Source organism: Microbacterium testaceum StLB037 (genome assembly GCF_000202635.1).
Lineage (GTDB): Bacteria > Actinomycetota > Actinomycetes > Actinomycetales > Microbacteriaceae > Microbacterium > Microbacterium testaceum_F.
Map to the genome: position 1 here is coordinate 2,970,511 of NC_015125.1, position 18,024 is coordinate 2,988,534.

At 69.4% G+C, this 18,024-nt stretch carries 23 protein-coding genes and 1 tRNA gene; 16 read left to right on the forward strand and 8 right to left on the reverse strand.

The window, feature by feature from the left end; translation table 11 throughout:
- Positions 1–8: 8 nt before the first annotated feature.
- The gene (locus tag MTES_RS13500) at positions 9–650 is read left to right on the forward strand and encodes an NAD(P)-dependent oxidoreductase (RefSeq protein ID WP_013585826.1); all 642 of its coding nucleotides are present in this window, start codon (positions 9–11) and stop codon (positions 648–650) included.
- A gap of 78 nt (positions 651–728) precedes the next feature.
- On the opposite strand, the gene MTES_RS13505 is transcribed toward MTES_RS13500, so the two are convergent.
- On the reverse strand, positions 729–2,051 hold the full coding sequence (locus tag MTES_RS13505; protein WP_013585827.1) for a DUF4032 domain-containing protein: 1,323 nt from the start codon (positions 2,049–2,051) through the stop codon (positions 729–731).
- Between the two features lie 81 nt (positions 2,052–2,132).
- Entirely contained in the window at positions 2,133–3,236 is a 1,104-nt protein-coding gene (locus MTES_RS13510; RefSeq protein ID WP_013585828.1) for an ABC transporter ATP-binding protein, read from the reverse strand.
- A 212-nt stretch (positions 3,237–3,448) separates the two neighbouring features.
- Between MTES_RS13510 and MTES_RS13515 the strand changes: the two genes are divergently transcribed.
- The 7 genes from MTES_RS13515 to MTES_RS13540 all read left to right on the forward strand — a co-directional run bounded on the left by MTES_RS13515 (position 3,449) and on the right by MTES_RS13540 (position 6,686).
- The gene (locus MTES_RS13515) at positions 3,449–4,420 is read left to right on the forward strand and encodes a DsbA family protein (protein WP_013585829.1); all 972 of its coding nucleotides are present in this window, start codon (positions 3,449–3,451) and stop codon (positions 4,418–4,420) included.
- 55 nt (positions 4,421–4,475) lie between these two features.
- Positions 4,476–4,548 (forward strand) — tRNA-Thr (locus MTES_RS13520).
- 72 nt (positions 4,549–4,620) lie between these two features.
- Complete coding sequence (locus MTES_RS13525) at positions 4,621–4,830, forward strand: chemotaxis protein CheY (protein WP_231848086.1); 210 nt, start codon at positions 4,621–4,623, stop codon at positions 4,828–4,830.
- A 52-nt stretch (positions 4,831–4,882) separates the two neighbouring features.
- Positions 4,883–5,773: a suppressor of fused domain protein gene (locus MTES_RS13530; protein ID WP_013585831.1), complete on the forward strand. Its 891-nt coding sequence runs from the start codon at positions 4,883–4,885 to the stop codon at positions 5,771–5,773.
- Between the two features lie 171 nt (positions 5,774–5,944).
- Positions 5,945–6,118, forward strand: coding sequence for a hypothetical protein (locus MTES_RS19580; protein ID WP_013585832.1), 174 nt, complete (start codon positions 5,945–5,947; stop codon positions 6,116–6,118).
- 102 nt (positions 6,119–6,220) lie between these two features.
- On the forward strand, positions 6,221–6,403 hold the full coding sequence (locus tag MTES_RS13535; protein WP_013585833.1) for a hypothetical protein: 183 nt from the start codon (positions 6,221–6,223) through the stop codon (positions 6,401–6,403).
- Between the two features lie 64 nt (positions 6,404–6,467).
- Positions 6,468–6,686 (forward strand): hypothetical protein, encoded by a 219-nt coding sequence (locus tag MTES_RS13540; protein WP_043361453.1) that lies wholly within the window; start codon positions 6,468–6,470, stop codon positions 6,684–6,686.
- On the opposite strand, the gene MTES_RS13545 is transcribed toward MTES_RS13540, so the two are convergent.
- Genes MTES_RS13545 through MTES_RS13555 form a run of 3 tightly spaced genes read right to left on the reverse strand, consistent with a single transcriptional unit; the run spans position 6,679 to position 9,454 of the window.
- The gene (locus MTES_RS13545) at positions 6,679–8,100 is read right to left on the reverse strand and encodes a phytoene desaturase family protein (protein WP_013585835.1); all 1,422 of its coding nucleotides are present in this window, start codon (positions 8,098–8,100) and stop codon (positions 6,679–6,681) included. The two genes, MTES_RS13540 and MTES_RS13545, sit on opposite strands and share 8 nt — an antisense overlap.
- Positions 8,097–9,017 (reverse strand): HTTM domain-containing protein, encoded by a 921-nt coding sequence (locus MTES_RS19725; RefSeq protein WP_013585836.1) that lies wholly within the window; start codon positions 9,015–9,017, stop codon positions 8,097–8,099. The genes MTES_RS13545 and MTES_RS19725 overlap by 4 nt, the downstream gene beginning before the upstream one ends.
- The gene (locus MTES_RS13555) at positions 9,014–9,454 is read right to left on the reverse strand and encodes a hypothetical protein (RefSeq protein ID WP_013585837.1); all 441 of its coding nucleotides are present in this window, start codon (positions 9,452–9,454) and stop codon (positions 9,014–9,016) included. The genes MTES_RS19725 and MTES_RS13555 overlap by 4 nt, the downstream gene beginning before the upstream one ends.
- Before the next feature lie 123 nt (positions 9,455–9,577).
- On the opposite strand from MTES_RS13555, the gene MTES_RS13560 reads away from it, so the two are divergent.
- The gene (locus tag MTES_RS13560; protein ID WP_013585838.1) at positions 9,578–10,255 is read left to right on the forward strand and encodes an SGNH/GDSL hydrolase family protein; all 678 of its coding nucleotides are present in this window, start codon (positions 9,578–9,580) and stop codon (positions 10,253–10,255) included.
- Positions 10,256–10,259: 4 nt separating this feature from the next.
- On the opposite strand, the gene MTES_RS13565 is transcribed toward MTES_RS13560, so the two are convergent.
- A complete protein-coding gene (locus MTES_RS13565) occupies positions 10,260–12,149 on the reverse strand; it encodes an alpha-amylase family protein (protein WP_013585839.1) in 1,890 nt (629 codons plus the stop codon).
- A 121-nt stretch (positions 12,150–12,270) separates the two neighbouring features.
- Between MTES_RS13565 and MTES_RS13570 the strand changes: the two genes are divergently transcribed.
- The 3 genes from MTES_RS13570 (at position 12,271) to MTES_RS13580 (ending at position 14,686) form a co-directional block, all read left to right on the forward strand.
- Positions 12,271–13,287: a hypothetical protein gene (locus MTES_RS13570; protein ID WP_013585840.1), complete on the forward strand. Its 1,017-nt coding sequence runs from the start codon at positions 12,271–12,273 to the stop codon at positions 13,285–13,287.
- Positions 13,284–13,655, forward strand: coding sequence for a GntR family transcriptional regulator (locus MTES_RS13575; RefSeq protein ID WP_013585841.1), 372 nt, complete (start codon positions 13,284–13,286; stop codon positions 13,653–13,655). Before MTES_RS13570 ends, MTES_RS13575 begins: the two co-directional genes overlap by 4 nt.
- 89 nt (positions 13,656–13,744) lie before the next feature.
- The gene (locus tag MTES_RS13580; RefSeq protein WP_013585842.1) at positions 13,745–14,686 is read left to right on the forward strand and encodes a DMT family transporter; all 942 of its coding nucleotides are present in this window, start codon (positions 13,745–13,747) and stop codon (positions 14,684–14,686) included.
- Positions 14,687–14,752: 66 nt separating this feature from the next.
- Here MTES_RS13580 and MTES_RS13585 read toward each other — a convergent pair whose 3' ends face one another.
- Together MTES_RS13585 and msrB are read right to left on the reverse strand one after the other, a co-directional pair.
- The gene (locus MTES_RS13585) at positions 14,753–15,304 is read right to left on the reverse strand and encodes a nitroreductase family protein (RefSeq protein WP_013585843.1); all 552 of its coding nucleotides are present in this window, start codon (positions 15,302–15,304) and stop codon (positions 14,753–14,755) included.
- Positions 15,305–15,318: 14 nt separating this feature from the next.
- Complete coding sequence (msrB, locus tag MTES_RS13590) at positions 15,319–15,726, reverse strand: peptide-methionine (R)-S-oxide reductase MsrB (RefSeq protein ID WP_013585844.1); 408 nt, start codon at positions 15,724–15,726, stop codon at positions 15,319–15,321.
- Between the two features lie 74 nt (positions 15,727–15,800).
- On the opposite strand from msrB, the gene MTES_RS13595 reads away from it, so the two are divergent.
- The 4 genes from MTES_RS13595 (at position 15,801) to MTES_RS13610 (ending at position 18,015) form a co-directional block, all read left to right on the forward strand.
- Positions 15,801–16,790: a DUF2332 domain-containing protein gene (locus tag MTES_RS13595; protein WP_013585845.1), complete on the forward strand. Its 990-nt coding sequence runs from the start codon at positions 15,801–15,803 to the stop codon at positions 16,788–16,790.
- 9 nt (positions 16,791–16,799) lie between these two features.
- On the forward strand, positions 16,800–17,045 hold the full coding sequence (locus MTES_RS13600; RefSeq protein WP_013585846.1) for a DUF3263 domain-containing protein: 246 nt from the start codon (positions 16,800–16,802) through the stop codon (positions 17,043–17,045).
- A gap of 35 nt (positions 17,046–17,080) precedes the next feature.
- Positions 17,081–17,677: a LytR C-terminal domain-containing protein gene (locus tag MTES_RS13605; protein ID WP_043361458.1), complete on the forward strand. Its 597-nt coding sequence runs from the start codon at positions 17,081–17,083 to the stop codon at positions 17,675–17,677.
- 134 nt (positions 17,678–17,811) lie between these two features.
- A complete protein-coding gene (locus MTES_RS13610) occupies positions 17,812–18,015 on the forward strand; it encodes a cold-shock protein (RefSeq protein ID WP_013585848.1) in 204 nt (67 codons plus the stop codon).
- Positions 18,016–18,024 lie beyond the last annotated feature (9 nt).

Genomic DNA, 18,024 nt, shown 5'->3' on the forward strand with positions numbered 1-18,024 from the left:
GAACGCTCATGACCCGTATCGCCGTCATCGGTGGCACCGGCTACGCCGGCAGCCACATCGTCGCCGAGGCCGTCCGCCGCGGACACACCGCCGTCTCGATCGCCCGGTCGGTTCCCTCCGAGCGCCTCGAGGGGGCGACCTATCTCGAGGGCACCGTCCTCGATGTCCCCGGTCTCGTGGCCCAGCTGGAAGGCGTCGACGTCGTCGTGTCGGCCGTGGCTCCCCGTGGCGATATGGAGGGCAAGCTCCGCCCCGCGATCGCCGAGCTCGTCGCTGCGCTGCCCGACAACGTCCGCGTGGGCGTCGTTGGCGGCGCGGGCGGCTCGCTCGTCGCCGAGGGCGGCCCGCGCCTGATCGACACCGACGGGTTCGCCGAGGAGTACAAGCCCGAAGCGCGCGAGGCCATCGACATCCTCGAGGACCTCCAGGCCGACGACACCGGCCGCGACTGGTTCTACGTGCACCCCGCCGGCGGGTTCGGCTCGTGGGCTCCGGGCGAGCGCACCGGCAGCTACCGCGACGGGGGCGACGTGCTCGTCGTCGACGCCGACGGGAACTCCTTCATCGGCGGTGCCGACTTCGCGATCGCGGTCCTCGACGAGATCGAGAACCCGAAGCACACGCGCGAGCGCTTCACCGTCGGTTACTGACGCTCGCTCCACGCTGAAGGCCGTGGCATCCCGGATCGATTCCGGATGCCACGGCCTTCCTCATGTGCGGGTGTGGCCTCAGACCAGGTCGCGCCAGTCCACCACGTCGGTGTCGGTCGTGGGCACCTCGCCGGTGGCGGGGGCATCCGCATCGGAGATCGTCGGGAGCGACATCGTGTCGGTCGGCGGGCCCATGACGGTGGCTTCGTCTCGGCGGTGGCGCAGAACGTCGTCGATGTAGGACGTCACGACCTCCGCGAGGGGCACGGAACGTCCGCGCGCCTGCGACATGTACCAGCGGTGCTCGAGCACCTGGTGGAACACCTCGGCCGGCTCGAGCTTCGCGCGCAGGTCGAACGGGATCGACATCACGATCGGCTCGAAGACGCGGGTCAGCCACTCGTGGGCGACCATCTCCTCGTCCGCGCCCAGCCGTGAGACGCGGGCGCGGAACTCGTCGAGGTCGTTCAGCAGGCGGCGGGCCTGATTCTCTTCGACGTCGAGACCGGTCAGGCGCAGCAGTCGGCGCTGGTGGTGGCCGGCGTCGACGACCTTGGGCTGGATCGACACCCGGGTGCCGTCGCTCGTCGTGCTCATCGACATCTCGCCGATGTCGAAGCCGAGGGCGTTGAGCCGGTGCACGCGTTCGGTGATGCGCCACGACTCGTCGACCGCGAACGACTCCTTGTCGGTGAGCGCGCCCCACAGCGAGTGGTACGACGATACGAGACCGTCGGCGATGGCGACGGCATCCAGTCCGCCTTCCAGACGTCCGCCGGCCTCGAGGTCCATGATCTCGCCGGCGATGTTCGTCCGCGCGATGTCGAGGTCGTGGGCGCGCTGTCCGGGGCTGAGGCGATTGCCGTGCAGCTCGCCCGTCTCGGCGTCGACGAGGTAGGCCGCGAATTCGCCCGCATCGCGACGGAACAGGGTGTTCGACAGGGATACGTCGCCCCAGTAGAAACCGACGTTGTGCAGGCGCACCAGGAGGACGGCGAGAGCGTCGACGAGGCGGGTCGCGGTGTGGGGGCGGAGGACTTGCGTGAACAGGGCGCGGTAGGGGAGCGAGAAGCGCAGGTGCGCGGTCACCAGCGCGGCGGGGAGCGGACGACCGGAGGCGTCGGTACGACCGGCGATGACGGCGATGCGGTCGACGCAGGGGGCATCGAGCCGGTCGAGGTTGCCGAGCATGTCGTACTCGCGGCGAGCCATCTCTTCGGTGGTCTCTTTGATCGCGACGACGCGGCCCGACAGGTTCGCGAAGCGGACGAGGTGGCGGGAGATGCCCTTGGGGAGCGCGACGATGTGGTTGCTCGGCCAGTCGGCGAGTCCCGTGGACCACGGGAGTTGGAGCAGCCCCGGATCGACGGCGCTGGCGGTGATGCGGAGGGATTCGGACACGGTTTCTCCGGGAAAACAGGTGCGGCGCGTCTTCGTCCCGTGACAGGTCAGGAACGAAGACGCGCCGCAGCGGTGCGTCGATCAGGCCGAGGCGATGGCCTTGTCGGTCAGGCGGTCGCCCGAGGTCGCGTCGAAGACGTGGACGTGTCCGGGGACGGGCGCCAGCACGACGGTTTCGCCGGCGTTCGGGTGACGACGGCCGTCGACACGGGCGACCAGGTCGGTGCGCTTGCCGTTGACGTCGGTGTGACCGTAGAGGTAGCCGTCGGCGCCGAGCTCCTCGACCAGGTCGACGACGACCGAGAGGCCACGGCCGTCGGCCGGGGCGACCTGGATGTCCTCGGGACGGACACCGATGGTGACCTCGGAGCCGTTCGCCTTGCCGATGACGTCGGCCTCGACGGGAACGACGAGGTCACCGAAGCGGACGCCGCCCTCGGCCAGGTCGGCCGAGAACAGGTTCATGGCGGGCGAGCCGATGAAGCCGGCGACGAAGACGTTCTTCGGCTTCTCGTACAGGTCGCGCGGGGTGCCGACCTGCTGGAGGAGGCCGTCCTTGAGTACGGCGATGCGGTCACCCATGGTGAGCGCCTCGGTCTGGTCGTGCGTGACGTAGACCGTGGTGACGCCCAGGCGACGCTGCAGCGAAGCGATCTGGGTGCGCGTCTGGACGCGGAGCTTGGCGTCGAGGTTCGACAGCGGCTCGTCCATGAGGAACACCTGGGGCTGACGGACGATCGCGCGGCCCATGGCGACGCGCTGACGCTGACCACCGGAGAGGGCCTTCGGCTTGCGGGTCAGGTACTCCTCGAGGTCGAGGAGCTTGGCGGCCTCGAGGACGCGGGCGGCGCGCTCTTCCTTGCCCACGCCGGCGATCTTGAGCGCGAAGCCCATGTTCTCGGCGACGGTCATGTGCGGGTACAGCGCGTAGTTCTGGAAGACCATGGCGATGTCACGGTCCTTGGGGGGCACGTCGGTGACGTCGCGGTCTCCGATGAGGATGCGGCCCGAGTTGACCTCTTCGAGGCCGGCCAGCATGCGCAGCGACGTGGACTTTCCGCAGCCGGAGGGGCCGACCAGGACCAGGAACTCGCCGTCGGCGACCTCGAGGTTCAGCTTGTCGACCGCGGCACGGGTGCCACCGGGGTACAGGCGGGTTGCGTTGTCAAATGTGACGGACGCCATCTTTTCTTCTCCTTCACCGGCAGGTACGTGCCGGACGATCCGTAGTGAATGGAATGAGCGGGGGCGACCCCGCACGCCCGACATTGGACGCAGGGTCAGTATGCCATGCGTCTGGGCTTTTCTCAGCCAGCCTGGCTAGCATCGATGCTCGTTCGCCCCAACCCGAGCGTTCCCCAGATTTGTTGCGGCACTTCGCGTGCCCGAGAGGTTCCATGTCCAACGACCAGACGCCGAATGTGCCCGCCGAACGCGATCGTCGCGAGGCGGTGCGTGAGAAGGCGCAGCAGGTGAAGGCACGCCAGGCTCGGCTGCGCATCCTTCGTCGCTCGGCGATCGGCGTGGGTGCCATCGCTGTCGTGGCGGTGGGCGCGGTCGCCGTGACGTACGCGCTGTCGTCGAACGGCTCGCGTCCCCAGGCGCTCCCGAACGCGGCATCCGACGATGGATTCCTCGTCTCGAGCGCGACCGGGATCGCCGACCCTCTGGCCACCCAGACCGTCGACGGCGACGCGTCGACGCTCGCGGCGGGGGCGACTCCGACTCCGGATGCCGCGACCACCCCCACTCCGTCGCCGACGACGACGGCCGCGCCCGTCGACATCCGCGTCTACGTCGACTACCTCTCCACAGAGGCTCGCGAGTTCCAGGTGGCCAACGCCGAGCAGCTCTCGAAATGGGTCGACGAGGATGCCGCGACGCTCACGTACTACCCGGTGGCGATGCTCACCTCGAAGTCGAACGGCACGAAGTACAGCCTCCGCGCCGCCGGGGCCTCGGCCTGCGTCGCGACTCACGCGTCGGACCGGTTCTTCGCCTTCAACCACGAGCTGCTGACGAACCAGCCCGCCGTGGACTCCGAGGGCTACAGCGACCAGCAGCTCGCCGACATGGCTCAGGGAGCCGGGGTCAGCGACGTCGACACGGTGCGCTCGTGCATCGAGGACGAGACCTACACCGGGTGGGCGAAGGCCGCGACCGATCGCGCCATCAAGAGCCTGCCCGACACGAAGGGCCTCGCGCTCACGACGCTGCCGACTGTCCTCGTCAACGGCACCCCGTACGTCGGCCACATGGACGACCCGAAGGAGTTCGCGCAGTTCGTCCTGACGATCGACAGCAACGCGTACTACTCGACGGCGACCCCCACGCCGACGGCGACACCGACGACCACGCCCGCGGGCTGAGCCCGCCCCGCCGTGCGCGGGGGAGGGCGCCGCGGATCGCTAGACTTGGTGGTCTGCCGGCTTGGCGCAATTGGTAGCGCACCGTACTTGTAATACGGGGGTTGCAGGTTCAAGTCCTGTAGCCGGCACCGACGATCCGGGCTGACCGGACGGCGTCACGCCGTTCGGCGGCTCGCGAGCCGACAGCCCCACACCGTTGCGTGTCGAACAATCTCGCGGATACGTTGGGGCGGATGCCAGAGCGTGTTTCGGATCGGGTGCGGAGGCTCCTGGTGGAGCAGCCGGACATCGTCGTACGCTTCACCGCCGCCATCGCGCCGGAGAGCTTCCACCATGCGGTTCGGCCGAACGGTGCGGTGCTGTTCCTCCATCCGGTTCACCGCGAGCTGGTCGAGCAACTGCGCGGCTAGCGGCCGTCCGCCACCCCTGGTCAGGTCGCCCGACGGAGGCGAGGATGGTCGTATGGGTTTCCTCGATCGATGGCGGCAGAACAAGGCGGACGCGGCATCCGGAGATGCGGATTCCTCCGTGGAACTGGGACCGGGAGAAGACACTTTCGCGGGACATGTGTTCGATGCTCTCGGCATCGACCCCGTCGTGATCGGGGAGCCGATCGGGGGGTCCGTCCTCGTCGTCGAGAAGCGCGTCCCTGACGGGCCGATCGTCGTCATGACCTCGGGGGCATCGAGGCTCCCGACAGATTCCGGTGAACAGGTCGAGCTGGCGGTCGAGGTCGTCGACGGGCAGCAGGGCGCTGCGCGGGTCGCGCTGTCGATCGTGTGCGACGACATCGCCGCCCATCGTCGCGTGCCACCGGTGGGCGCCCCCTGGCGCAACGACCAGGCCTTCCTCAACGGCACGCGCATCTCGGCGATCCTGGCCACACCGTCGCGCTGGGGCGCACCGTTCGACGAGGTGCGTTCCGCCGATGGAGCGCTCCGGGGGCACGTGCGTACCCTGCGACTTCTCACCGATGCCGAGGCTGCCACGGCGTCGGCGTTCGGGTGGGACGCGCTCGTGGACAAGGCGGGGAGCATCGACGCGTTCCTGGATGTCACACGCGGCGATGTGGTGGAGAGCCCGGGGCTGCCCGGAAACGCACCGGTCTTCGTGACGAAGCTCCACGCGGAGCACCCGCCCCGGTGGGTCACCTTCACGGGGGGTTCGCTGGAGTCCGTCACGGGGTTGGAGTCCCAGGAGTTCATGGACGATGCCGCGAACCACGAGATCTGGTCGGTCGAGTCGTTCCTCGCGCGTTTTCCCCAGGTCGCGGGCTTCGCGCGACAGGCGAGACCCGGTCAGACGGCGCTGTTCGCCGATGATTCCGGGGCCTACACGATCGAGGAAGGCTGATGCCCGAGGACGCCCCCGCCTCGTCGACCTCTACGACATCGACAACCCCGAGGTCCGGACCGCGCCGTCTACCGGGCGCTCGCCGACGACCGGGACGCCCGATCGATCCTCGACCTCGGGTTCGGGTGGGCCTGCTCACCGTGAGCCTCGCGCGCGCATGACGTCTTCTCGGTGACCGGGGACACGGTCATCGAGACGAAGCCCCTCGACGTCCGCGACCGCGCTGAGGTCGAGCGCGACCTGAGCGTGGTCGGGTTCGAGGTGGAGAGCATCAGCGGCGATGCGGACGGCACCCCGGTCGACGGCGTGGCCCAGCTGATGATCTTCGTCGCACGGGCTCGCTGAACCCGCCCCGGTGAGCTCTTCGCCCACTGTTCACACGATCGGAACGTCGCCGATGCCGGCCCCGGCGTCGACCGTGGCATCCTCCCGTGGAGGAGGAACCTCATGTCTCGTGCTCGCCTCGTCACCCACGCGTACCGCTACCCCGAGGGGTGGCAGGAGGTGAAGCGCGAGCGCCTCACTCGCGAGTACGCCCGGGAGCTGATCGCGCAGGGCTTCACGCTCATCCGAGCCCGACGCGGATTCTTCGACGTGCGGGAGGTCTCGCTCAGCTGGTACGTCGCCTGAGGTGCCGAACCGGGTCCGTCTCGCGGGGGAGGTGCGCGCGGAGACGCGTCGTTACCGTCGGGGGATGGAGACCAAGCACTCGGACAATTCGGCGTTCGTCTGGATCGCCATCCCGTTCTTCTCGCTCGCCGTCACGATGGGTCTGGTCATGCACAACTGGGCGATCGGCCTGCCGTTCGCCGTCCTTGCCGTGACCTTCCTCGTGATCGGCTGCTCGGGCATGTTCACGTCGGGCACACGCGGCGGGGTCGAGAAGGAGGAAGGCGACTCGACCGTCACGTGAGCGAGAGATTCGGAAGTGCCTGACCGACGCTTTTCAACGCGAGGCGAGCAGCGTGCCATCCCGCCATTCCGTGCACACCCGCGCCCGGGGGAGCTGCCGCCGAGCACAGATACACACCGGGCAGCGGGGTGCGCCAGGGGAGCCCTGTCGACGTCGGACGCGTCAGCAACTGGGCGGCATCCACTCGACCTCCCAGAACATCGCCGCCGACGAAGTTCGTGTTGAGGCCGGCGAAGAACGTCGCCGGGCGGGATTCGCGGTGCACGATCAGATCTCGGAAGCCGGGGGCGAAGTTCTCGATGCGCGAGGTGATGACCTCGGCGGCGTCGAAGGCCGAGCCGTTGGGGACATGGGCGTACGTCCACACGATTTCGTTATCGGATCCGGCGGGGAGCCTGGTGCGGTCGAGCCGCGTCGGCTGAGACAGTAGCACGTAGGGCTTCGCCGATAGGTGACCGCGGCGTGCGGCCTTTTCGGCTCGGGAGACCTCCCGCTCCGGTCCGCCCAGGTGGACGGTGCCGGCCTCGCGCAGACGCGTATCGCTCCACGGGATGGGACCGGACAACACGAAATCCACTTTCGACGCCCCGTTGCCGTACCGATAACGCCCGAGAGCGGCACGGTAGCGGTTGGAGATGGTGGATGCCGCGATGTCGGCGAACCCTCTCGGGCCCGTGTCGAAGAATGCCGCGTCGCCCGGCTGCCACACGTCTCGGATGTCGGTGACCCGGTGCCCCACCACGACGCGGCCACCGTGCGCCACGAGGTCGTCGACGAGGGCGCTCGCGATCGCGTGTGCGCCACCGACGGGTATGGGCCAGCCGGTGGCGTGGGCTTCGGCGGCGAGGACCGCACCGACGAAGCGTGCAGCCAGTGACCCGAAGGGCGCCGCACCGTGCGCCACCGCGCCCGCGGCCAAGGCACGTGCTTCTCCGCGGAGCGTCGAGAACCCCACGGTGGCCGTTGCGAGGGAGAGAGCCGCGAAAGCGGTCGCGAGGCTGGGGGTGATCTCGAGGCCGCTCAATGCGCGTACCCCGTCGATGTGGCGAACGAGAGGCCGCATGGCCATCCGCCAACCTTCCCCGGTCCGGCCGAGCTCGTCCGCGGTGCGGTCGAGGTCGCGATAGGCGACGGCGGAACGGCCGACGAGCGCGTGCGCGAACGAGATGTCCGGCAGGTGGAACTCGATCCGGCGGTGAAGTTCGAAAGAGCGGAAGAAGGTCGAGGCGAGAGCCATCGGGTGGACGGCGGAGGCGACGTCGAACGTGCCCTCTGCGCCGTCGAAGGCATCGGTACGGAGACCGCCTCCGGCCTTGTCCGCGCTTTCGAAGACGGTCACATCGTGGCCGGCACGGGCCATGATGACCGCAGCGGCGAGGCCATTCGGTCCGCTGCCGACGACGCTGACCCTCATGCGTTCGTGCCGTCCAGCTGAGGCGACCAGGCGCCGGGTGGAGCGGTCGGTCGGAGACGCCGGAAGATCCAGACGACGACGGGCGAGAAGAACACCGCGTAGACGAGCGAATAATCGATGAAGGAGATATCGAGCGTGAGGTAGACGCCGATATGGAAGCCGGTCAACAGGACCAACCAGCACCGGTAGATCAGCGGAGCGAGCACGGTGAAGAGGAGAAGCCCCTCGGCGGCGATCGTGGCGTAGTCGAGAGCTTTCCAGAAAAGATCCACGTCGATCGGCAGCAACCACGCACCAAGCGGGCCCGGTTTGTCTCCCCAGGCGATGTCTCGCGCGATGTAGCCGCGTGTCGCCTGTCGCGATGGGTCGAGCCATCCGCCGAGCAGCTTGGGGAGCGCAGCGGAGAGCATTGCCCATCCGATGGTGATGCCGAAAAGAAGCACGGGCATTCCCCTCGCGGGGAGTGCGGAGAGCCCGCGTCGTTTGCGGATCAGGCTGTCGAGAGACCACCAACGGCCCCACCCGGCGAACGCCAGGAAGACGGGCACGATCTCGAAGAGGATGAAGTGATCGACCTTCGAGAAGGAATAGGACAAACCGGATGCGGTGATCATCGTCGCCGTGAGAAGGATCGACACCGGCACGGTCAGGATTCCGAGGACGAGAAGCACTGCCAGCACGAAGCGGATGACCGAGACAGCGACTAGCACCTCGATCGAGGGGACCGAGGAGATGAAGCTGAAGAGGCCCGCGCGCGGGTTCAGGAAGTCCTCGGGCACGGCCGCGATCCATAAGAGATCGACGGGGAAGAAGATGATCCACAACCCATAGGCGATCCGCAGCGCGGCGAGGAATCGACCATCGGGGCGGTAGGAGTCGACCGCTCGGTCGATGAGGCCTTCGGCCAGACGGATCACAGGGGCACCTGGGTCCATTCGCACGGCTGTTGATCGGAAACGCGTGCATCGTCGTTGTGGACGAGGGCCTCCTGCCAGCAGAAACGGATCTCGGTGGCATCGGTGCGTCCAGTCACGGCTTCGACTCGCTCGCGGAGCCACGAGTGGACCTGGGGCGACCACTGGTGTGCGCTGGTGGGACCGAACGCATAATCGAGAGTGGGGCGAGCGGTCGAGAACCTCATCGTCTCCATGACCGCGAGCGGATCGATCTCTTGAGAGCTCCCATCGGAGAAGTCGACGGAGCCCTTGACGAAGGTCACCGGCAAGGTGCCCTTCGCGCTTGAGGCGGCTGCGAAGGCGGGCATCCGTATGACGGGGTAGGGCTCGGGCCACACACGGAACGAGTAGAACCCCTGGGCGGTGAGAAGGGTGAGGGCGACGACGACGATGATCAAGCCGTTTCTTCGCCGCTTCTGCTCATTCGACGCCACAGTATGTGTCCATATGCTTCCCCCGGCCCCCCGACTGTTCGCCCGAAAGCGTATCAGCGTGTCACCCGCGCCACGTAGGATCGGCGCGTGGGGGAGACGAGCGTGAGGCGGCGGGTCGCATGGTTCGTGGGCGGTACCGTCGCCGCGGTTGCGCTGGTCGCTGCGGGCGCGGTGGCCGTACGGATCTCGCCCGGTTCCGCCCCCCTGGTGGTTGCGCGTGACGATGACGGTGTGGCCACGGTATTGGTCAGCGGCGACTCCCTCGCGGGGGCCTTCTTCGCCAGCACTCCGGAGCAGGGCTTCGTGAACCTCGTCTCCGACGCCCTCGGGCCCGTGCAGATCACGGAGGCTGCGCAAGCTCACCAGACGTTGACGACGGTGGCCGCGATCACGGATGTCCCTTCCGACGTGGACGTCGCGATCATCGAGCTCGGAACGAACGACGTGGGAGAACAGACCCCTCTCGACGACTTCGATGCCCAGTATGGGGCGCTTCTCGATCGGATTCGTGCGTCGTCGCCGGACGCCGCGATCGTCTGCCTCGGTACCTGGACCGGATGGGGCGGCGACTACGACCGGGCGATCGAGAGCGCGTGCGTCGATCATGAGGGACGCTATGTGCCGCTCGGGGGCCTCTTCCGCGACGCCGCGAACCGCGGGCCGGAGGGGCGCCCCACGTTCCTCGGCACGGGCGACGACTTCCATCCCAACGACCTCGGCCATCGAGCGATCGCGAACGCGATCCTCGCCGTGCTGAAGCGCTGACGCCTCAGCGCAGCGCCACGCGCCACCACGCGACGCCGTGCGCGGGGAGGGTGCGACCGGGACGCAGAGAGATGTGCGCGCCCTCGATGAGGTCGACCGCGTCGGGCGCGAGTCCCGACAGGGTCAGCGGGGCGATGTGGACCGCGTGGTCGCCGACGTTCGCGAGGACGAGCACCGAGCTCCCCGCCGGGCCCGGCCGGAGGAAGCCGACGACCGGATCGTGGTGCGCGTCGAAGGGGATGAGCTCGTTGCCCGCGAACTCCGGCGTGCTCTGCCGCACGTCGATGAGCCGCGAGAGCCGGGCGAAGACGCGTCCGGCGGGGGTGTCGGCATCCGTCCGGTCGGCGTATCCCTGCTCCGGACGGAAGGGGCGGTGCACCCAGCGGCTGTCACCGGCCTCATCGGCACGGTCGCGATAGCCGTAGTCGTTGAGCTGGGCGACCTCGTCACCGAGATACAGCAGAGGGATGCCGCCGGTCGACAGCGCGAGGGCGTGCGCCAGCACGACCCGGTCCTCGCCGCCCGCGTCGCCCGCCTCGATGCCCGCGAGGGAGGCGGTGGTGCCGGTGACCCGGGCGTCGCCCGTGCGAGGGTTCTCCTGGAACGGCACCCCGCGGGCGAAGGTGCCCTCGGCGCGCCCGACGTAGAAGTCGTTGAGGAAGCGCCGGTGCGGGTAGCCGTCGATGCCGAGCTCGGCGGCATCCTCGTCGGCGAAGGTCCAGCCGATGTCGTCATGGCTGCGCACGTAGTTGACCCACGCGGTGCCCTCGGGCAGCGCGTGCCGACGCTCGAGCGCCTGCTGGAGAAGGCGGCCGTCGCGGGTGGCGAGGGCCTCCCACGTGAGGGCCATCTGGAGGGGGTTGTAGGAGATCTGGCACTCCTCCGGCGAGATGTACGAGACGACCTCGTCGGGGTGCACGATCGCCTCCGACTTGAACAGCAGGCCGGGGGCGGCCATCCGCAGCACCGCGTTGAACGCCTGCAGTAGGAGGTGCGCCTCGGGCAGGGATTCGCAGGTCGTGCCGAGCTGCTTCCAGATGAAGGCCACGGCATCCATCCGCAGGATCTCGACACCCTGATTCGCGAGGAAGAGCATCTCGCCGGCCATGGCCTCGAAGACCGCGGGGTTGGCATAGTTGAGGTCCCACTGGAAGTGGTAGAACGTCGCCCAGATCCACCGCCCGTCGTCGAGCTGCACGAACGAGCCCGGGTGGTCGTCGGGGAAGATCTCGCGGGTGGTCCGCTCGAACGCGTCGGGCATCTCGCGGTCGGGATAGATGAGGTAGAAGTCCTCGAAACCGTCCTCACCCGTGACGGCCTTCTGCGCCCACTCGTGCTCGTTGCTGGTGTGGTTGAAGATGAAGTCGACGACGAGCGAGATGCCGGCGCGGCGGAGGTCGGCGGCGAGGGCCGCGAGCTCCTCCATCGTGCCGAGCGCCGGGTTTACACGGCGATAGCTCGACACCGCGTAGCCGCCGTCGCTGTTGCCCTCGGGGCTCTCGAAGAGCGGCATGAGGTGCAGGTAGGTGAGTCCCAGCTCGCGGAAGTACGGGATCTGATCCCGGATGCCGCGGAGTCCGCCGGCGTAGCGGTCGACGTAGCAGACGCCGCCGAGCATGCGCTCGTCCTCGAACCAGTCCGGGGCGCTCTCACGGTCGCGGTCGAGGGCTTTCAGGGCCGCGGGACGCTCGGTCCACGAACGCCGGGCGAGATCGACGACGGATGCCAGGCGCTCGAACCCGTCGGACCGGTCGCTGTACAGCCTCACGAACAGCTCGTGCAGCCGGGGGAGGTGCAGCTCCGCGTGGGCGAGGAACTCGCGGTCCGCCCCGGACGCCGTCAGGTCGGACAGGATTCGCGAGACGTCACGAGAGCCGGGGTTGAGCGTGGTCACGGGTCACAGCTTGTCGCATGGAACGGGCCGCGGCCAGTACCGACGTGCGTGGCGCCCGGATCGGATTGTGTCGCGTACATGGTACGAATTGTGTTAGACATGTGACACGAAAGGTGGCCGCATGAACACACAACGCTTCGAGGACTTCGCGAGCTTCCTCGCGCGGGTCTCACCCCTCGACCTCGTCTGGGGGCTCCTGTCCTCGCCGGTCGTCTCCGTCGCGCTGGCCGTGGTGGCCGCCGTCGCGATCGCTGCGATCCCGCGTCGAGCCGGTGGTGTGTCCGCCGTGGTCGGTCCTCGCGGGGAGCGCGTGGTGGTCGCTGCGCTCGCGCTCGCCGTCGGGGTCTTCTGGCTCCTCGACATCCTCCTGCGCGGCTACGTCTTCGACATGTCGGCCACGGTGTCGTGGTGGCGCTTCGCCGTGGCGCCGACCGTGGCGGCCGCGGGGCTCGCCCTCCTCGCGATCGCCATGCGGACGCGCAGTCCGCGCCGAGCCGTCGACGCGGCGACGGTGGTCCGACGCACCTGGACGACCTTCGGCCCGCGTCGCGGCATCCTGTCGTTCGTCGCCCTCGCGGGAGTCGCGGTCGCCATCACGCTGGTGTTCGGGTGGATGTCCACGTCGTTCGAGCCGGGCCTCGCCGCCCACGTCGCCCTGGAGCTGCCGAACACCGACGAGGCGCCCGTCATCCTCCCGTTTCCCGGCTGGGCGTACGGCATCCCCCTGATCCTCTCGATCTGTGCGCTCGCCGCGGCGCTGGTCTTCGTCCTGCGGCGAAACGCCATCCGTCCCTTCCCGGACGACGTCGCCCTCGATGTCGAGCGCCCCCGGCGGGCGTCCGTCGCGCGCGACGCGGTCGTCCTCGCGACCGCCGCGACCCTCCTCGCGCTGGCGGGAGCGCTGCGACTCGCCCGCTCCGCCGTGGTGACGTCGGTGACGACCCTGACCGATTCGGGCAGGGGACCGGCGCTGAGCGTGGACCTTCCGCACGCCGACCTCATCCTGGTGGGTGGCGCGCTCGCCCCCGCGCTCGAGATCGGCGGCTGCCTGTTGCTGGCCCTGCTCGTCGGTCGGGGAATCCGGGTGGCCGGTGCCCGACGTCGGCGCACGCCCGCGCGTGCGGAGGTGCCGGCATGACGGATGCCGCGCCCCACATCGTGGAGGAGACCGGTTCGACCGCGGACCTCCACAGGTTCTTCCGTGGGCTCATCGTGTCGGGACGACTCGGTGCCGGAGAGCGTCTCCCGACGGTGCGCCAGGCGGCCGCCGACTTCGGCGTCGCCCCCGGAACGGTGCAGAAGGCGTACCGGTCGCTCGAGAACGACGGTCTCATCGTCACGCGCGTCGGATCGGGGACCCGGGTCGCCCCCGGTGTCGCCGTCCTTCCGGCGGACCTCACGAGACAGCTTCGCGCCCTGGTCGACGCGGCCGTCGCCGAGGGGGTCGCGGTCGAGACTCTCGCCGACGTGCTCCGCGTGATGTGGGGGGACGCGCGGACGCCCTGAGCGGCTCCTCCGCGTGCGGGCAGGCGCGGCGAGCGGTGCCCCGTACGATCGACGATGGTCCTCGAGCCGGGGGCACGGAGGGGAGAGCGGTGTCGGAGCGCGGTGCCATCGGCGTGGCCGTCGGGGGAGCGGTGCTCATCGGCGCCCTCACGGCGTTGCAGGCACGCATCAACGGCACCCTCGGTGCCGAGCTCGGGGACGGCATCGTGGCCGCGGCCGTCTCGTTCAGCTCGGGCCTGGTGATCCTCGTCGTTCTCTCGGCCCTGATTCCCGAGGGTCGACGCGGGTTCTCCCGGTTGGCCGGTGGCATCCGGAATCGCTCGATCCCGCCGTGGATGCTCCTTGGCGGCCTCGCGGGGGCCCTCACGGTCGCGAGTCAGGGTCTGACGGTCGCCACGATCGGGGTGGCCCTGTTCACGGTCGGCTTCGTCGCGGGGCAGACCTCCGGCGGCCTCGTCCTCGACCGGGTGGGATACGGGCCGGCCGGTGTCGTGCCCGTCACCGTGCGCCGACTCCTCGGTGCGGCCCTGGCGATCGCCGGAGTGGTGGTGTGTCTGTCGGGCGATGCGCTCGGGGGCGTGCCCCCGTGGATGCTCATCGTCCCGGTCGTCGCGGGCGCCGGCGTGGCGTGGCAGCAGGGGACGAACGGTCGGCTTCGCGTGCGGGTCGAGAGCCCCCTCACCGCCACGCTGGTCAACTTCATCGGGGGAACGATCGTCCTGCTCATCGCCGCGATCGTGCACGTGATCGCGGCCGGGGCACCGCGAGCCGTGCCGACGGAACCCTGGCTCTACCTCGGTGGCGCCGTCGGGGTGGTCTACATCTTCCTGTCGGCGGTGGTGGTCCGCCGGACCGGCGTGCTGCTGCTGGGCCTCGGGTCGGTCGTGGGCCTGCTCAGCACCTCGGTGCTCCTCGATGCTCTGTGGCCCGCTCCCGCCGCCCCGTCCACTCCGGTCGCGCTGCTGGCTGCGGCGGTCGCGATCGCGGGCGTCGTCGTCGCGGCGGTGCCGTGGCGGCGTCGGCGCGCCTGAGCGGTCGAAACCGGCCCGGTGCGCCGAGACCGCACCCGGCGAACGGATGCGGTCTCGGCGAACGCGTCAGAGGCGGGCGTCGTGGGCCTTGCGGTCCTTCTTGCTTCCGGGCAGGCGCGAGATGTGCTTCGCGGCATCCACGGTCTTCCGACGAACCGGACGAGAGCGCTGCGGCTTGCCGCCCACGTAGAGCCAGCCCAGGAGGACCTCGCCCTTCTTCAGGCCGTGCGCCTTCGCGAGCGCCTTGCTGCGGGTGTTGTCGTCGGTGCGCCAGAACACGCCGAATCCGGCCTCGTCGAGCGCCAGGCTCAGCATGTGCGCGACACCGGATGCCACGGCCTCCTGCTCCCACGCGGGGATCTTCTTCGAGGACAGGTCGGCGACCACCGCGAGGATCAGCGGTGCGCGCCGAGGCTTCGAGGAGTGCCCCTTCTTGCCGTCCGCCTTGTTGAGGGCTCGCGCGAGGAGGTCCCGGTCGCTCCCGCGGATCTCGATGATCCGCCACGGACGCAGGGTCTTGTGGTCGGCGACGCGACCGGCCGCGGCGACGAAGGCCTCGAGCTCGACGCTCGTGGGGGCGAGTTCGGTGACCTTCGACCAGGAGCGGCGATCGCGCATCGCCTCCAGTGCGCTCACGCGTCGCTCTCGGGGGTGAACGAGAGCGACAGCGAGTTCATGCAGTAGCGGTCGCCGGTGGGCGTGCCGAAGCCGTCGGGGAAGACGTGGCCCAGGTGCGAACCGCAGTTCGCGCACCGCACCTCGGTGCGCTGCATGCCGTGGCTGTTGTCGTCAATGAGCTCGACGGCCTCGGGACGCACCGACTCGTAGAAGCTCGGCCATCCGCAGTGCGAGTCGAACTTCGTCCCGCTCTGGAACAGCTCCGCCCCGCACGCGGCGCACGCGTAGAGGCCGGCGCGACTCTCGTCGAGGAGTTCACCGGTCCAGGCGCGCTCGGTCCCGGCCTGGCGCAGCACCGCGTACTGCTCGGGCGTCAGTTCTTCGCGCCACTGATCGTCGGACTTGTCGACGGCGTAGGTCATGGGGAAGTCTCCTTCTTTCGCGTCCTATTCTCTCGTGCCGGACGACCGTCAGGTCGGCGCGAGAGAATTCCCGGATGCAACAGGATGCCGAGACCTTCCTCGTCGACCGGTACCGACGGTTCGCCCGAGACGAGGCACCCGGTCGTTCCGCGCTCTACGCGCAATGGGCCGAGCGCGTCGCCGTCGACCCCGCCGTGACCGGGGTCATCGCCCGCGTCACCGAGACTCACCGGCAACCTCCGCTCGTGTTCGCCGTCATGCGTCTGCTCGGAGCGCCGGAGGGCGAGATCGACGCGTGGGCGGCCTGGGTCGTCGCCCACGCCGACGATCTCGTGTCCGAGTGCGATCGCCGCAGCGTGCAGACCAACGAACCGTTGCGCTGCGCGGCGCTGCTGCCGGCGCTCTCGCTCATCGACGGCCCGATCGCGCTGCTCGAGGTCGGGGCGAGCGCGGGACTCTGCCTCTTCCCCGACCGCTATTCGTACCGCTACCGCCGTGGCGGCGGCATCGTCGCGCTCGATCCCGCGGACGGCCCGAGTCCCGTCGTCCTCGACTGCGACCTGGAGGGCGCACCGCCGTTGCGGATGCCGGAGATCGTCTGGCGCGCGGGCATCGACCTGAACCCGCTCGACGCGGGGGCGGCCGAGGACCGGGCGTGGCTCGCCGGGCTGGTCTGGCCGGGGGAGGAGGGGCGGCGGGAGCGGATCGTCGGCGCCCTCGACATCGCGGCATCCGACCCGCCCCGGCTCGTCGCGGGAGACGGAGGTGCTGCTCTCCCGGCGCTCGCCGCGGAAGCGCCGCGAGACGCGACACTCGTCGTCACCACACCCGGCGTCCTCGCGCACGTTCCCCGGTCCGGTCGGGCCGCCGTGATCGCCGCCGCGCGCCGTGCGGGGCGGTGGATCACGCTCGACGCTCCGGGCCTGCACGACGGATGGACGAGCGCCCCGGCGGTGCGACCGGACGGCTTCGCGCTCGCGCTCGACGGCGACGTTCTGGGCAGCGCCGATCCGCTCGGGGCGTGGGTGGCGTGGCACCCGGAGACGGGGGTCCGAGCGCAGTAGCGTGGCGCCGTGCCTCTTTCCGACCGCGACCGCGACGTCCTCGCTTTCGAGGGTGAGTGGCGCCGCCACGGGGGTGCGAAGGAGGAGGCGATCCGGCGCACGTTCGACATCCCTCCCGCGCGGTACTACCAGCTCCTCGGACGCCTGATCGATCGGCCCGAGGCGCTCGCTCACGACCCGATGCTGGTGCGCCGCCTGCGCCGGTTGCGCGACGGTGAGACGCAGACGCAGCGCGATCGCGCGGCGACCCTCTGACGGGGCACAGAAGTAAGGACCGGTAGCATCGTCCAATGGCCAGATCGACCTTCCCTCGGGATCGCTTCGACGACCTTCCCGCCGAATCCGGCCGCGTGGGAGCCCATCGCGCGGAGAATCCGCATCTTCGGGGTTGGGTCGTGTTCCTGTGGGCCGCTGTCGCCACGGTGGTGCTCATCGTCGTCGGCATCTTCGGGACGCTCGTGGTGTCGGGGCGCATCTCCTTCGGCTCCGAGCCCGTTCCGACGCCCACGATCGCGCCGACGACTCCGTCCGTGATCGACACCTCGTACTCGGTCGTCGTCCTGAACGGCACGTCCGACGAAGGTCTCGCCGGCAACCTCCGCGACCAGATCATCGCGGCGGGATGGTCGGCCGACACGGTGCAGACGGGGGACTCGGACACGACCGACTTCGCCTCGACCACCGTCTACTACCTGCGTACCGATGACGAGCAGGCTGCTCGGGGCCTCGCCGACGCCATCGGCGGGGCCGAGGTCGCGCAGAGCGACTTCCTGCAGCCGACCGACGACCCCAACACCCCCGATGACGAGAGCGCCGATAAGCGCCTCATCGTCGTGATCGGCCTGGACCGCGCGGCGGCTCAGCCGACCGCGGCACCCACTCCCTGACACGCGCGCAGCCCGCGTGTTTCCGCGGCGTAACAAGTTGGCTGCACGCACGTCAACAATGTCGCCGCGGGCCGTTTCGACGCGGATCCCCGTGCTTACGATGACCTCGTCATCAAGCAGCACAGGAGATTCGCATGACGCAGGGCACCGTCAAATGGTTCAACGCCGAGAAGGGTTACGGCTTCATCACCGTGACGGACGGCCAGGACGTTTTCGTCCACTACTCGAACATCGAGATGTCGGGTTTCCGCGTCCTCGAGGAGGGCCAGGCGGTGGAGTTCACCGTCGGCTCGGGGCAGAAGGGCCCGCAGGCCGAGTCCGTGCGCCTGATGGCGTAACGCGACGTT